Below are 14,435 nucleotides of genomic sequence, written 5' to 3' on the forward strand. Positions count from 1 at the left end.
AAACTAGGTACAAGTCGTCGCCTAGCTTAGCAGCACCCAAACCAAGCGGCAGATCACCCATTGATGCGAGAAACAAAGCGGAAAATCGCCTTCAAACAAAAGCGGCCGCTCTAAACCTCGGCCCGGCTGGCCACCCCTGACTAAGCGCGGTCGCGGGCGCCTGCGGCAGTATGCGATGGCGTCGATAGCCAAAGCACGCCCCGCGTTCAAGCAACGTCAAGTCCCATTCCTGAGAAATGGCATACCGCTACGGGCGATCGCACCGGGGTGCCGGCTCAATCCACCGAAGCACCGGAATCCTTGACGACCTGCCCCCACTTCGCCCGCTCTTCCTTGAGGAGGCTGGCAAACACGGGCACGGTGCCGCCCAGGGATTCAGGGATCGCCCCTTGGTCAATCAGCGACTGCCGCAACTGCGGCTGCTTGAGCGCACGGTTGATCTCCAGGTTAAGCCTGGAAACCACGGGTTCGGGCGTGCCCGCGGGCGCCACCACGCCGAAGATCACGGCCGCCTCGATGCCCTGGAAGCCCGATTCGGCCATGGTCCGGATGTTCGGGAGCGCCGCCACCCGCATGGGGGAGGCGACCGCCAACGGTCGCAGCAGGCCGGCCTGGATCATGGGCAGCGCTGCGGTGATCGACGCGGCGAACATGTCCACCTGCCCGCTCGCCAGATCGGTCATGGCTGGTGCGGCGCCGCGGTACGGCACATGCACCAAGTCGAGACCGGCCTTGCCCTTCCAGAGCTCCCCGCAGAGATGCGCCAGAGTTCCGTTCCCGGACGACGCGAAGGTCACCGCCTTGCGCTTGGCCGTGCCCGCCAGGTCCGCCACGCTACGGTAGGGCCCCTTGGCGGAGACCACGAGCACCAGCGGGACCTTGGCCATGAGCGCGACCGGTGCGAGGTCGCGGGCGACGTCGAACGGCATCTTCTTGTAGAGCGCCTGATTCACGGTCAGGTTGCTCGACTCGCCCATCGCCAGGGTGTAGCCGTCAGGCGCGGCCTTGGCTGCCTTGTCCAGGCCGATGTTTCCCCCTGCGCCGGGCACGTTGTCCACCACCACCGTCCAGCCCAGCGTGGAGTTCAGTGCGTTCGAGAGCAGCCGCGACATCATGTCGGTACCGCCACCGGGCGGGGCCGGCACGACCAGGCGAATTGGCTTGGAAGGGTAGTCGGCCGCATGGACGCCACCAGCGAGCCATGCCATGCCCGCGCCGGCAGACCAGCGCAGCCATGCGCGCCGGGGGATGGGTGTGTTGTGGGAAATCTCGGTCATGGGGATGCCTCGTTTCAATCTTAGGGGTGGATGGACGCCGACACGGCGGCGATGGCGGAGATCTCGATCAGCAGGTGTGGGGAGGCCATGCGCGCTTCCACGGCGCAGCGCGCTGGTGCCGGCCCTGGGGAAATCCACTGCTCCCAGGCGGCGTTCATTGCGGCGAAGTCGTCCATGTTTCGCAGATATACCGTCGCAGACAGGAGCGATCCCTTGTCCGAGCCGGCCTCGGCCAGCCGTACATCGATGCGATCCAGAACTTCCCGGACCTGCTCATCGAACGATGTGGCAGGCGAGCCGCTGGCGGTCTGTCCGCTCAGGAACACGAGGGGGCCAAACGCCACCACCTTGCTCATGCGAGGATTGGTGTGGAAGCGATGCAGTGCGAAAGCAGTCATGTGGTGAGGACGAGGTAGCGTCCTGGCTCAAGGCCGGCCGCCGTTGTTGAAGTTGGCGATCACGGAGAGGGGAAGCGGTTTCAGGGGCGGCCGTACCCGGTAGGCCCCCACTTCGTCGGGGGGTAGACCCAGGCGCTGCGCCATCAACTGCGTCACGGGCGTGCCGCACGTGCGTCCCTGGCAAGGCCCCATGCCGCAGCGGCTCATGAACTTGGTCTGGTTCGGCCCTGCACAGCCCAGGTCCGCCATGTCCCGTACTCTGCCCGCGCTGACGCGCTCGCAGCGGCAGACGATGGTGTCGTCGGCCGGCTCCAGCAGCCACCCGGGAGGCGGATAGAGGGTGTCCAGCAACGGGCGGATGCCGGTATGGCGCCGGAGCTTGGCGACATGCGCGGCCGCGGCCCGGTGCAGTTCTTCCGGCCCGATGCGCCCGAGCGCTCGTGCGGCACCCAGCGCGGCCAGGGCACCCCGGTCCGCCGCCGCCAGCGCACCGGCGATGCTGGCGCCATCGCCGGCGACGAAGACGCCCGGCACGGATGTCTGTCCGTAGAGATCGCACTCGACCTGCCAGGCCGACTGTTCGTTGCTCCAGCGGTGCGCGAGGCCCAGCAGCCGCGACAACTGGTGGTTCGGAACTACGCCGTGATGCACCAGCAGGGTATCGACCGCCATTTCCGTCGGCTTGCCGCGGTGCCGGAAGTGGACTGCACGTACCCGCTCGTCGCCGATCGCCTGTACTGCATCGCAGCCCCTGAACCACGGCGCACGCGCCCACCAGAGGCCGCCCATCATGGAGAGGCCCTTGAGCAGGTCGCGATGTGACCGTAGCGCGGAAGGCAGATGGGACAGCGCGCGGCACGCATTGCCCGGCTCCCCGGTCTCGATCATGGCCACCACGTCGGCACCTGCGCGAAGCAGCTGCTGCGATACGAGAAGGAACAAAGGTCCGCACCCGGCGACGGCCACGCGTCCGGAGGGGATGACAGCATCGGCCTTCAGCGCGATCTGCGCGGCCCCCGCAGGCATCACACCGGGCAAGGTCCATCCCGGGAACGGCGATGCACGCTCCATTGCGCCAGTGGCCACGACCAGTTGCCGCGCTCGCGCCTGGCGGATGCCTCCGTCGATCTGGAAGGACACCTCCAACTGACGCGACACGTCGACCACGAGCGCGCCGAAGCACGTTTCGGCTCCGCTCGCCTGCAACCGGTCCACCAGTACGCGACCAGCTGCATAGTCGTCACCGAGCACGCGTAAGGCCTGCGGCCCCGCTTCCTTCACGCGCCGATAGATCTGACCTCCGGCCTGGGCCTGCTCGTCGAGCAGCAGCGCTTTGAGGCCGAGCCCTGCCGCCTGCGTCGCAGCGGTCATGCCGGCAGGCCCGGCACCGATCACCACCAAGTCGTAGTCCATCACGCGTCTCCGATGGGAGCGGCACCCCCTTGCGGCAGGCGCACGCGCATACCGGCCTCAGCCCTGACCAGGCAGGCTTGCACGTTGCTCTGCCCATCCAGATGCACCAGGCACTCGAAGCACACGCCCATGAGGCAGAAGGGAGCACAGGGCTCAGCGCGGTGGTTGCTGCGGGTGATGGAATGGCCTGCTTCCAGCAGCGCAATCGCGAGCGTCCTGCCTTTCGCGACACGCACGGTGGCGCCGTCCACCTGGATGTCCACGAGGTCAGCCGGCGGAGAGCCATCCAATGGCTTAAACATGGAACCTCCTTGCGGTGAAACCGCCTATGCCGTCCGGCCTCGCACCGGAGGCGATCCACTCGGCTATCGGCCCAGCGTGCTGCGGGGCCAGGGTGATTCCGCTGTGGCACGTCACCAGGAACGCGCCCGGGTGCTGCAGCGACTCGTCATAGATGGGGAGGCCGTCCGGACTCATCACGCGAAGCGCTCCCCACCCGCGAACCATGCGCAGCCCGGCCAGCGCCGGGAAGCAAAGCAGCGCACGTTGCGCGATCCGTGCGAGCACTTCCCACGTCGTGCCCGTATCGAGGCCCACGTCCTCCTTGGAATCGCCGATCTGGATCGTTCCATCGGCGGTCTGCCGGACATGCAACGTCGGATAGCGCAGGAACGGCTCCGTTCGCTCGGTGATGAGCAACTGCCCGCGAATGGGGTGCAACGGCGCATCCAGGCCCAGGCCGGCGGCCAACGCTGCACTGCCCAGCCCGGCCGCCAGGACCACCTTGTCCGCGTCGATCGTCCCGGTCGCGGTGCGCGCAGTGAAGCCTCCCTGTGGCCGCGCGGTCAACGAGCGCACGGCCGTGTGGGGACACAGAACACCACGGTGTCCGCTGAACGCGGTGAACAGTGCCCTAAGCAGTTTCAACGGGCTGACGTGCCCGTCCAATGGGCAATAGGTCGAGCCGGCGATCTGCGCACTCGCCTGCGGCAGACGGGCCTGCGTCGCCGGCCCGGACAGTGCCTCGAACGCGAACTTGCCTGCCAGCCTGTGCTGCATGCCCGTGAGCATCTGGACGCGCGCCTCGTACTCCTGCGCGCTGGTGCAGATCGTGAAGCCGCCAGGCTGGGACAGCTCGACATCGACCCGCGATGCCTGCTGCAGCTCGACAGCGAAGGCCGGCCACATGCCGGCCGCGTCGATAGACCAGTGGGCGTAGTCGTCGCACTTCGCCCCCTTGCCCTGGACCCAGGCCAGGCCGAAGTTGCCGCGGGACGCCTTGAACGCAATGTCACCTTCATCGGCCACGCAGACCGAGAGGCCGCGCCGCGCCAGCCCATAGGCCACGCTCATGCCGACGGCACCTGCGCCGACTACCAGTACATTGAAGCGGTGCTTGACCGGACGTTGCGCACGCGAGTGCTCGCCGCCCGCCGGCAGCTTGATGGGGTATTGCACAGCCGACATCACTTCGTCCAGTCGAGTCCGAGTGCTCGCACCAACGGCGCCGTCTCGCCCTGCTCGAATTGCTGCGTGCCCTGCAGGACCTCTTCCTGCTGCGGGCCCAACGTATGCGCGGTCACCTGCCTGAACTTCGCCACCAGTTCAGGCCTGTGCATCGGGCGCGCCGGATCTCCACGCGGGTCCACCACGGGCGAGACGAGGCGTTCGCCGGTCTGCAGCGTGACCGTGAGCCGCGATGGCGAACGTTCCGGAAACAGCGATTCGAGTTCCGGGTCAGGCCGCACGACGACGGTATGTGCGAGCCGCACGATCCTGGGGTCGCTCAACATCGGCTGCTTCAACGGAAGCAGCGCGCTCTCGCCACCCATCGCCGCAGCCGCGAGACAGAACGGGACGCTGTACTGCGCATCGGTGAGCGAGATGGGCTCGGGCCGGTTCGCGAGGTTGAACGTGGCCCGGTAGGTCGCGACCTCCATGCCGTCGATGTCCTCGACGGAGAAGCCATGTTCGCGCTGCAACAGGAGCAGCGCATCGAGAGCTCCATGGATGTGGCGGCAGCAGCCGAAAGGTTTGAAGTAGGTGCCTTCGATCAGTGGTGCCGGGCCGAAGTCGGCCAACGCCACATCCGCGTCGAACAGCGTCGGGATGTCGAATATGTCGGTGGGGCCGGTCGCTCCGGCCGCAGCCATCTCCAGCGCCGCCAGCCCCGCGAGGCATCCGTACGGGATGCCCTCTTTCACGTCGGAACCGGCAAGGCCCGCAAGGGCCGGCAGCGCGGGCGAGGCCTGCGCGCCGATGGCGAGTGCGTGGGCCAGACATTCCAGCGACGTGCCCTGCAGGTACCCGAGCGTCGCGATGACGCCATATGCCGACCATGCGCCGGAGGGGGCGTACGACAGCCGCGACATGGCGACGCGCAGCGCGACCTCGTAGCCCGCGACGACCGCGCCGAGGACCTCGTCGGCAGAAAGGGACGGCCGCAACGTGAGCATCGCCAAGGCGGCCGGAATGACTGCGGCACCCGGATGGCCACGGGCGCGCCGGTAGCCGTCGTCTAGGTCCAGCGCGGCGGTGGCCGCGCTGTTGGCCAGCAGCGCGGCGCCCATTGCTCCACTGCCACCCGAGAACCAGATAGGCACCGCGCCACGCCCGAGCAGGCGTTTGGCGCCGTCGCAGGTGGCGACCACACCGGGGACATCCATGGCAGCGCCGGCAGACCCCAGCGCGTCCAGCACGCAATTCAACGCGACCTCTCGGGTCGCAGGCAGCAGTTGCCGATCCCGTGCGTTGACGATGAATGAAGCCAGCGCATGCGCAGCGCCGCCGGCCGATCCGTCCGGCGCCTCAGTTCTCCTGAACATATAACTCTCTGGCATATTCCGTTCCTCTGTAGTAACGCAGCGCCGCTCCTGCTGCGGCGAAGGAATTTCTGCTCGTTGCTTTGATCGTATGGAGAGCGCTCTCGATCGACTATTGCCATCTCGGGGGCTGCAAATGCCGAAAGGTTATGCATGAAGACCGACCTCAACTTGAGGCACATAGAAGCCTTCCGCGCAGTGATGCTCGCGGGCAGCGTCGTCGGCGCGGCGGAACTGTTGAACATCACCCAGCCCGCGGTGAGCCGCACGATCGCCCAGATGGAACTGCGACTGGGCTATTCGCTGTACCAGCGCAAGGGCCGCAGGCTCGTGCCGACAGCGGCAGCGCAGGCACTCTTCCGCGAAGTCGAACAGGTCTACGGCGGCATCGAGCGCATCGCGCAGGTGGCGCAAGACCTGCGCTACCACCGTGCGGGTGCGCTGCGGGTCGCGGTGTTGCCGGCCCTCGCGCAATGGCTGGTACCGCATGCACTTGCGCAGTTCATGCAGGACCGGCCGCAGGTCAGAACCTTCGCGCAATCGATCCCTTCGCGACAGATCGCCGAACTGGTCTCGACGCGCCAGTTCGACGCCGGGGTAATCGAGCTGCCGCTCTCGCATGCGGGCATCGAAGTGCGTGCCTTGCCCTCGGCGTCGTTGGTGGCCATCGTTCCCAGAGGACATCGACGGGCGGCCGCCCAGGAGATCTCCCTTCACGAGCTGGCCGAGGAGCGCCTGATCCTTCCTTCGCAGCACAGCTACATCCGCTACCAGATCGATGACGTCTTTAACCGGAGGGGCGTCGCCGCCCAGGTGGTCGCTGAAACACCGACATCTTCCATCGCGTGCGCGCTCGCCGCTGCCGGGGCCGGGATTGCGCTGGTGTCGCGGTGGGTGCCTTCCCCGATGGACGATCCGCGCTACGTGACCATCGCTCTGCGCGAGCCGATCCGGTCCCAATACGGGCTCATCACGCCTTCGGGCGCGCCGGAGAACGCCCTGGTGGACGAATTCGCGGACCTGCTGAGCGGGCGCATGGAACAAGACTGATGGTGCGCAACGGCGAAGCTGCGCCGAAGCTTGGAGCGCCCGTTCGTTCACTTGGTCGCCTCACCAGATATTGAATCGCTCTGCGTCCGCGACCGCTCATGCACTGTCATGGCGACGTTCGCACCGACGATGACGGCGATGCCGAACCATTCGAGGGGTCCTGGCATCTCACGCCAGGCGACGAATCCAACGACGATGGCGCCCACCAGCGTGGCGTATTCGTAAGGCGCGAGCACGGAGGCAGGTGCCAGCCTGTAGGCCATCGTGAGAAGCAGTTGCGCCGACCCTCCTAGCACCCCCACGGATACCAGTCGCACCGCATCGGGGGTGTCGGGTACTACCGCTTGCAGCGGCAGCGTGGCGACGCCCACCAACGTGCCAAAGAGCGTGAAGTAGAACGCGATCCCGAGCGCCGACTCCGATTCGGCCATCTGCCGGATAGCCACCAATGCCACTGCGGTCGCGACGGCGGCCATCACCCCGAAGACCTTGCCCAAAGGCAGTCCGGCGCGCAGGTCGGGCTGGATGACCATCAGCATTCCAGCGAAGCCAACCAGGACGGCGGCCCACCTCCCGGGGGATACCTGCTCACCGAGCAAGGCCACCGACAGCAGGGTGATGAACAGCGGCGCGGAGTACGTGAGCGCAGTGGCGGTGGACAACGGCAGCAGCGAGACCGCGCCGAAGCTCAGGAACAGGGATGCTACGCCCGCGACCGATCGACGGAGATGGGCAAGCGGGCGCGAGGTTCGCAGTGCGCTCCATTGGCGCCGGGCATGGACGACAGCGATGATCGGCAGCAGGGCGAATGCGCTTCGTGCGAAGACGATTTCCCCGATGGGATAGCGGCTGCCCAGAGACTTGATGAGCGCGAACATGCACGCCAGCACCAGCGCGGAGGCGAGCTTGTACGCGATCGCGCGCAACGGCGTCCGCCGCGGGCCGCCCCGGCGGGGTTCAGGCGCTGAGGATCGTGGAGACACGGCGCTTCCCGCGCTCAAGCAGCGGCTACCGCGGCAAGGATGCCTCGCCGGTCGAGCCCGGACAATCCGAGCCGCCGCAGCGCATAACCCTCGGCCGGCGGAGGCTGGCGGCGCACGATGGATGCGATCTGGATTATCGCGCGCATCGTCAGCGCATCGACGCCGGCTTTCAGGCCCAGTTCGTGCCACGGAACCAGCACCAGCGGCACGTCCTGCTCGACGAAGCGGTGCCGCATACTGGAAGGAGCCATCTTCTCCTGGTTGTGCTCCACGCTCTCTCGCGCGAAGTCGCGCAGATTGGCGAATCGTCCCCCGTAGTACGCGTTCATCATTTCGACCGCGGAACGCACGGAGAGTCCGTACCGACTGGCGATGCGCATGCGCTCCTGATCGATCGCCTGCATCACCCGGACGACCGATGCGCTCATGCCCTGGCGGTAGAAATGGAAGTCGCCGGCCGTGGACTCGATCCACCCCGTGTTGAGCAGCGCAGGCACCGGATGCAGCACGGCGTTGATGCAGGACAGCCCTGCCTCCAGCACATTCCGGTACCACCGCAGCGGCATAGGGAACAGACGCGCCAGCGCCTGCAGCGTACCCTGATCGCCGATGGGCGCGAGGGAAGCAATGTGCAGCTGGGATTTGACGCCCATCACCTTCACGTTGGCGCCGACCAAGCGAGACGCATAGGGCGCCGAGCTGGTCTCCAATATCGCGTGGGCCCTGAGCGATCGCCGGGCCGCGAGGCAGAAGAAATTTCCGGCAATGCACACGACGACGTGCCGAGCCAGGTCATGCGCGGAGAGCGCCGCGATCATGTCGTCGTGCGCAAAGGATGGCAGGGCCAGCACCAGGTAGTCCGAGAACTGGAGTGCTTCGCCCAAGTCGTTGCTGAGCACCGGCATGAAGCGACCGCGCATCTTTCCCGACACGCCGAGATAGCCCCGGCGCAGGATGGCGTGCAACGCCGCGCTGTGGTCCGGGTGCGCGTACAGCAGCACCTTGCCGCCGCGGCCGAGAACTTCCGCCGCAATGGCGCAGCCGCAGTGGCCCGCCCCGATGATCGAAACAGATATTTCGTTAGCCATGACGCGCATCTGTGAGCTCTTGGACGGGCCACATCAAAAGCGCCAGCCAACGCAGTTTCCGTGAGCGCGATTCCATAGACCCAGATCGGTCTAGCAAATGCACCAAGTGCTGCAAGGTAGGGGGGGCAACGGCGATCCCGTTCGTCATTCACTGGATACCACCAGCGATTCGCTCGCGCGCTCATGTTGCAGTGCATGCACTGCCGGCTGACCGAGGCGACAGCGCAATACCGGCAAGGCCACGACCCTATTGCGGCATGACGTTCTGATTGGCATGCCGCACCCTGCGATTCCCCTCTTCCACGGGTGCGGCGCAGGCAGGGCCGCCTGTTCCCGCCCCAAGACATCCAGCACTCCATGTTCAGTCTATTTCGGCGCGCAGGTGACGCCGCATCGACAACGCATCGCACACCGCTGGCTGCGCCACAGGCTGCCGCCACAGCGACCTCGCCCCAGGGCTGGACCGCGCATCAGTCGGCCCCCGAATTGCTTGCACCGCCACGCCGCCAGCGGCTTCTGGAGCACATCTGGCAACGCACTTCGCTGTCGCGTGCCCAGTTCGAGCAGTTGTATCTCGCACCCATCCGGCGCTACGCCGAGTTCGTGCAGTTGTTCCCCGCGTCGGAGAGCCACCACCACGCCTATCCTGGAGGGTTGCTGGACCATGGATTGGAGATCGTGGCCTACGCGCTCAAGCTGCGGCAGTCCCATCTGCTTCCCGCTGGCGCCACGCCTGAGGCGCAGGCGGCCCAGGCGGAAGCCTGGACCGCGGGCGTGGCCTATGCGGCGCTGCTGCACGACATTGGCAAGATCGCGGTGGACCTCGAAGTGGAGCTGGACGACGGCTCGCGCTGGCACGCATGGCACGGGGTGCTGCGGCGACCCTACCGCTTCCGCTATCGACGTGGCCGCGAGTACCGCCTGCACGGGGCGGCGAGTGGCCTGCTGTACCTGCACATTCTCGACCGAGTCATCCTGGACTGGCTGAGCGGCTACCCCGACCTGTGGCCGCCCCTGCTGTACGTGCTCGCTGGTCAGCACGAACACGCAGGCGTCCTCGGGGAACTGGTGGTCCAGGCAGACCAGGCATCGGTGGCGCAGGCGATGGGAGGGGACCCGGCACGGGCGCTGGCCGCGCCGAGGCATGCGCTGCAGCGCAAGCTGCTGGACGGCCTGCGCTTCCTGCTGCGCGAGCAGTTGCAACTCAACCAGCCCCAGGCATCGGATGGATGGCTGACGCACGATGCCCTGTGGCTCGTGAGCAAGACCGTCTCGGACAAGCTGCGTGCGCATTTGCTCTCCCAGGGAATGGAGGGCATCCCCTCAAGCAACACCGCCGTCTTCGATGTGTTGCAGGAACACGGCATCGCCCTGCCGGCGCCGGACGGCAAGGCCATCTGGAGGGCCTGCGTAACGAGCGAGAGCGGCTGGTCCAACACCTTCACGTTCCTGCGCGTGCCGCCCGGCCTGATCTGGGACGCTGGCGACCGCCCTGCCCCCTTCGCCGGGACGGTCAAGGAGGTGGCGTCAAACGCCGAGGCCGAGCCCGAAGTGTCCCCCGCGCCACGGTCCGCCGCCGCTCCGCCGCTGGAAGCGCCGGCTCAAGCACCCAGTCACGTAGCGACACCGCCGCAGCAGGATGGCACCGCAGCGCTGCTGGACCTACTGCAGCTGGACAATTCCGCCGGCCAAGAGGCTTTCCCCGATGCGGCCATCCCTCCACAACCCGTGCAGCCAGGCGACGGCGCTGGCGGCGAGGCCGACGCGACGGCTCCGCATGAAGCAGATGCGCCTGCGAATGCTGTGTCTGGGCATGGTTTCATGGCTTGGCTAAGGCTGGGCCTGCAGCAGCGCCGGTTGGTCCTCAACGATGCCAAAGCCCTGGTGCATACCGTGGCTGACACGGCCTACCTCGTGAGCCCGGGAGTGTTCCAGCGCTATGCGCAGGAGCATCCCGAAGTCCGGGCGCTCGCGAAAGGCGAGCAACTTGCGGACTGGCAGTGGGTGCAAAAGCAGTTCGAGCGACTGCGGCTGCACCGCAAGCAGGCGAACGGTCTGAACATCTGGACGTGCGAAGTGACCGGACCCCGCAAGACACGCCGTCTGCACGGCTACCTGCTGCGCGATCCGATGGCGGCGTTGCCCGAGACACTGCCGAACAACCCATATCTGCACCTGCTTGAATTGAACGAGCCACAGCCGTCCCCAAAGTCGAAGCCTGCGAACTGATTGCCGAGGGCCACACGAAGGAGCAGATATTCCTGGATCACCGCTTGGCGTGAACGAAGACATCCGAGTCCCTACCCGCCATATTTGACCGATTCCTCACGGAGTCGCTTGAATCGATCTCAAAAATGCACATCCATATTCGGAGGACGGAGGGAAGGAGCCTCCATTTTCGTCCTTGAACAGGAGGGCATAGACGGCCCAGCTACTTTCGAGCAATCGGCAACGCGACCCATGCAACCTTTCTCAACGCGGGCAGCACGCGCAGGACCACACGACAGACCAGTGCGACAGCACACGGTTACAAGGTTCCCACCGGCGTGGGGTGGTCAATACATCCGCGTTTCACAATTCTACAGGGCGGAAAGAAAAATCCTATTTTGGCAGAACTCAGCGATTCCCCTGCCAGCCGCCAATCACAATGTTCAATTAATGAAGTAAACAAGAAGCTCGACGCTCATGCCGCGGCTTCAAGGAACTGGACACGCACCTATTCGTTGATTATCGGGCCAATCATGTCGGCCCGGCGGTGCGTCATGGGGGGGAAGAGGCTTGAGTTCGCAAAGGAGTTGCGAAGGATGCTGCTTCCGGAAATGCGCGTAATACAAAAATTAGAATGCCAATCCCAAGAAATCGCCCCCGTACTGGTCCACCTCCAAGCAGCGCCGCATAGCGTAGCGCCGCCGGCCACGGCGTTTCTGCCCGTCCGAAGTGTCCGCGTCCATCCCCTACGCGATGGACCGCGAGCACGCCTGGCGTCCGTTGGCGATGCCTGCTGCACCAGCAACTATGCGCTGTCGCGCATACCGCATTTGCGGTGCGCGCCCCGAGCGAACCGCGATCAACTGCTGGCTTCCACACAACGCCAGCGAGCGTCAGGAACGACCACCATGTCGTCAGCAACCAGCCAGACCACCAGCCAGGTGGACGATGCGCCGACCAGCCGACGCGTCCTGCGGCGGCCCTTGGTCGAGCAGCGTACCGGCTTCAAGCGCGCGCACATCTACAGCCTCATGAAGGAGAAGAAGTTCCCGCAGCGTGTGCGGCTGGGCGTGCGCGCGGTCGGCTGGTACGAGGACGAGATCGATGAGTGGCTGGCCCAGCGGGAGCGTGCATGAGCGCGCCCACCGCCCGCGACACGCCAGCACCACTGGTGGTCTCCATCGTTTCCACCAAGGGCGGTGTCGGCAAGACGACCACGGCCGCCAACCTCGGGGGCTTCCTTGCGGACGCCGGCATGCGCGTGCTGCTGCTCGATCTGGACATACAGCCCACGCTGTCGAGCTACTTCCCCCTCGACCGTCGCGCACCTGGCGGAATCTACGAACTGCTCGCCTTCAACGAGCAGGATCCCGGGCAACTGATTTCCTCCACCGCGATAAGCGGACTTGATCTTCTGCTGTCCAACGATGGGAAAGGCCAGTTGGGTACCCTGCTGCTGCATGCCGCGGACGGCAGGCTGCGGCTGCGCAACCTGCTGGGCATGTTCCAGAGCCGGTATGACGTGGTGCTGATCGATACACAGGGAGCGCGCTGCGTCACGTTGGAGATGGCTATCCTGGCGTCGGACTTCTCGCTGTCGCCGGTCACCCCGGAGATTCTGGCCGCGCGGGAGTTGCGCCGCGGCACCCTCAGCCTGATGGACGACATCGCGCCCTATCGCCACCTCGGCATCGAGCCACCTCCGCTGCGCCTGCTCATCAACCGGGCACGCACAATGTCGGTCAACGGGCGGCAGATACAGCATGCGCTGCGCGGGATGTCGCAGCAGGCGTCCGGGATACACGTCCTGGAGACGACGATCCCGGCCATCGAGGCCTATCCCTCGGCGGCCCTGCGCCGGCTGCCCGTCCACCGCGTGGAGCCACGCCGCCCGCGCGGCCGGCTAGCTCCGGCGGCGCTAGATGTGTAAACCCACCACGTTGTTCAGTGGAATTCGGGAGATGGGCGGTTTGTAGCCGAGGCTGGCGTGTGGTCGATGCCAGTTGTAATGATGCAGCCAGCCCGAGAAGGCGTTGGCGCGTTGCGTGGAGTCGATATAGGAGCGCGCATAAGCCCATTCTCGCAGGCTGGTCTGCACCAGCCGCTCGGCCTTGCCATTGGTGCGTGGCGTGTAGGGTCGGGTTCGCAGATGGCGCAGGCCGAGCCGTCGGACAAGGCGTCGAAAGCGGCGTGATTTGTAGCAGGCGCCGTTGTCGGTCAACACGCGCTCCAAGCGCACGCCCAGGCTGCGGTAGTAGCGAACCGCCTGCATCAGGGCCCTGCAGGCACTGAAACCGCGCTCATCGGGCTCGATGGTGCCGAAGGCCACGCGCGAGTGATCGTCGATGGCTAGGTGGACGTACTCCCAGCCAATGCCACGGGAGGTGACCGTCCGATCATCGGTCACGCGGTGGCCGGGCTGGCGGAAACGGGCCAGCTTCTTGATGTCCAGATGCAGCAGTTGGCCGGGTTGGGCGTATTCATAGCGATTGTCCGGCAGCGCCGGTTCCAGCTCGGCCAGCCGGTGCAGGCCGGCGCGGCGCAGCAACCGGGCGATGGTGCTCGGCGCCACAGGCAGCTGCTCGGCGATCTGCCGATACGTGTGGCGTGAACGGCGCAGCGCGATGACCTGATCCACCACGCCCCGAGGCGTGGCATGGGGGCAGTCGTGAGGCCGGGAGGTGCGGTCGCTCAGCCCTTGCGCCCCCTCTTCCTTGAAGCGCTTGAGCCATTTGTAGGCCGTTCGGACGCTCACACCGGCCGCATGCGCCGCTTCTTCCACGCGCAGCCCATGAACAAGGATGCGATCCACCAGCAGGGCTCGACCGCGAGGGCTCAAACGGGCATGTTTATGCAGGTTCATCCGGGGCTCCTGGGGCTGGGTTGGCTTGGTAACCCCCATCTTCCAGAGATGCCCCGGATGAACAACCTACTGAGAGATCACAGCTAGAGAGCCAGCGCGCGCTCGCGGGAGAGCTGTTCCCGATGTGGCGCGACCGGTTCGATCATGTCACGGGACGAAGCCATGCCAGCGCCACGTGACCGCCGGCTTGCGAGTGCGGCGTTGCTGCGCCTGATCGCGTTCGCGCGGGCGGACGGCTGGGTGCCGGTCTTCTCGAACGGCCGCCTGAAGCGACTGTGCAAACCGAGCCTGCCTCCGATCCACCTGGGTGCGCCCAAAGCGCTCCGCAGTGGG

General features: G+C 66.2%; 12 protein-coding genes and 1 pseudogene. 4 read left to right on the top strand and 9 right to left on the bottom strand.

Translation table 11 applies throughout. The annotated features are described in order from the left end of the window. Positions 1–275: 275 nt before the first annotated feature. The 6 genes from RAB70_RS17285 to RAB70_RS17310 all read right to left on the bottom strand — a co-directional run bounded on the left by RAB70_RS17285 (position 276) and on the right by RAB70_RS17310 (position 5,928). A complete protein-coding gene (locus tag RAB70_RS17285; protein WP_148827822.1) occupies positions 276–1,277 on the bottom strand; it encodes a tripartite tricarboxylate transporter substrate binding protein in 1,002 nt (333 codons plus the stop codon). Positions 1,278–1,297: 20 nt separating this feature from the next. Further along, on the bottom strand, positions 1,298–1,633 hold the full coding sequence (locus RAB70_RS17290; RefSeq protein ID WP_211352207.1) for a RidA family protein: 336 nt from the start codon (positions 1,631–1,633) through the stop codon (positions 1,298–1,300). 69 nt (positions 1,634–1,702) lie between these two features. Further along, positions 1,703–3,088 carry an FAD-dependent oxidoreductase gene (locus RAB70_RS17295; RefSeq protein WP_148827824.1) on the bottom strand — a complete coding sequence of 462 codons (1,386 nt, stop codon included), beginning with the start codon at positions 3,086–3,088 and terminating at the stop codon, positions 1,703–1,705. Then, a complete protein-coding gene (locus RAB70_RS17300) occupies positions 3,088–3,390 on the bottom strand; it encodes a (2Fe-2S)-binding protein (protein WP_148827825.1) in 303 nt (100 codons plus the stop codon). Before RAB70_RS17300 ends, RAB70_RS17295 begins: the two co-directional genes overlap by 1 nt. Next, positions 3,383–4,555: an FAD-binding oxidoreductase gene (locus tag RAB70_RS17305; RefSeq protein WP_148827826.1), complete on the bottom strand. Its 1,173-nt coding sequence runs from the start codon at positions 4,553–4,555 to the stop codon at positions 3,383–3,385. The genes RAB70_RS17300 and RAB70_RS17305 overlap by 8 nt, the downstream gene beginning before the upstream one ends. Then, on the bottom strand, positions 4,555–5,928 hold the full coding sequence (locus RAB70_RS17310) for an MmgE/PrpD family protein (protein ID WP_148827827.1): 1,374 nt from the start codon (positions 5,926–5,928) through the stop codon (positions 4,555–4,557). Before RAB70_RS17310 ends, RAB70_RS17305 begins: the two co-directional genes overlap by 1 nt. Positions 5,929–6,063: 135 nt before the next feature. Here RAB70_RS17310 and RAB70_RS17315 point away from each other — a divergent pair, with 135 nt between their 5' ends. Next, a complete protein-coding gene (locus RAB70_RS17315) occupies positions 6,064–6,960 on the top strand; it encodes a LysR substrate-binding domain-containing protein (RefSeq protein ID WP_148827828.1) in 897 nt (298 codons plus the stop codon). A gap of 47 nt (positions 6,961–7,007) precedes the next feature. On the opposite strand, the gene RAB70_RS17320 is transcribed toward RAB70_RS17315, so the two are convergent. Together RAB70_RS17320 and RAB70_RS17325 are read right to left on the bottom strand one after the other, a co-directional pair. Then, positions 7,008–7,886 carry a DMT family transporter gene (locus tag RAB70_RS17320; RefSeq protein WP_211352209.1) on the bottom strand — a complete coding sequence of 293 codons (879 nt, stop codon included), beginning with the start codon at positions 7,884–7,886 and terminating at the stop codon, positions 7,008–7,010. Positions 7,887–7,957: 71 nt separating this feature from the next. Continuing rightward, positions 7,958–9,031, bottom strand: a complete 1,074-nt coding sequence (locus RAB70_RS17325) for an NAD/NADP-dependent octopine/nopaline dehydrogenase family protein (protein ID WP_309252724.1) — start codon at positions 9,029–9,031, stop codon at positions 7,958–7,960. 357 nt (positions 9,032–9,388) lie between these two features. Between RAB70_RS17325 and mobH the strand changes: the two genes are divergently transcribed. The 3 genes and pseudogenes from mobH to RAB70_RS17340 all read left to right on the top strand — a co-directional run. Next, positions 9,389–11,260, top strand: a complete 1,872-nt coding sequence (mobH, locus tag RAB70_RS17330) for a MobH family relaxase (RefSeq protein ID WP_148827831.1) — start codon at positions 9,389–9,391, stop codon at positions 11,258–11,260. 887 nt (positions 11,261–12,147) lie between these two features. Next, complete coding sequence (locus RAB70_RS17335) at positions 12,148–12,375, top strand: AlpA family transcriptional regulator (protein WP_148827832.1); 228 nt, start codon at positions 12,148–12,150, stop codon at positions 12,373–12,375. Then, positions 12,372–13,163: pseudogene (locus RAB70_RS17340) on the top strand (ParA family protein); the annotation flags it as partial. The gene RAB70_RS17335 and the pseudogene RAB70_RS17340, both read left to right, overlap by 4 nt. Here the strand turns inward: RAB70_RS17340 and RAB70_RS17345 are convergent. Next, positions 13,158–14,102: an IS481 family transposase gene (locus RAB70_RS17345; protein ID WP_265529881.1), complete on the bottom strand. Its 945-nt coding sequence runs from the start codon at positions 14,100–14,102 to the stop codon at positions 13,158–13,160. The pseudogene RAB70_RS17340 and the gene RAB70_RS17345 sit on opposite strands and share 6 nt — an antisense overlap. Positions 14,103–14,435: the final 333 nt, after the last annotated feature.

Origin of the sequence: Xanthomonas sontii (genome assembly GCF_040529055.1) — a bacterium.
GTDB classification, from domain to species: Bacteria; Pseudomonadota; Gammaproteobacteria; order Xanthomonadales; family Xanthomonadaceae; genus Xanthomonas_A; species Xanthomonas_A sontii.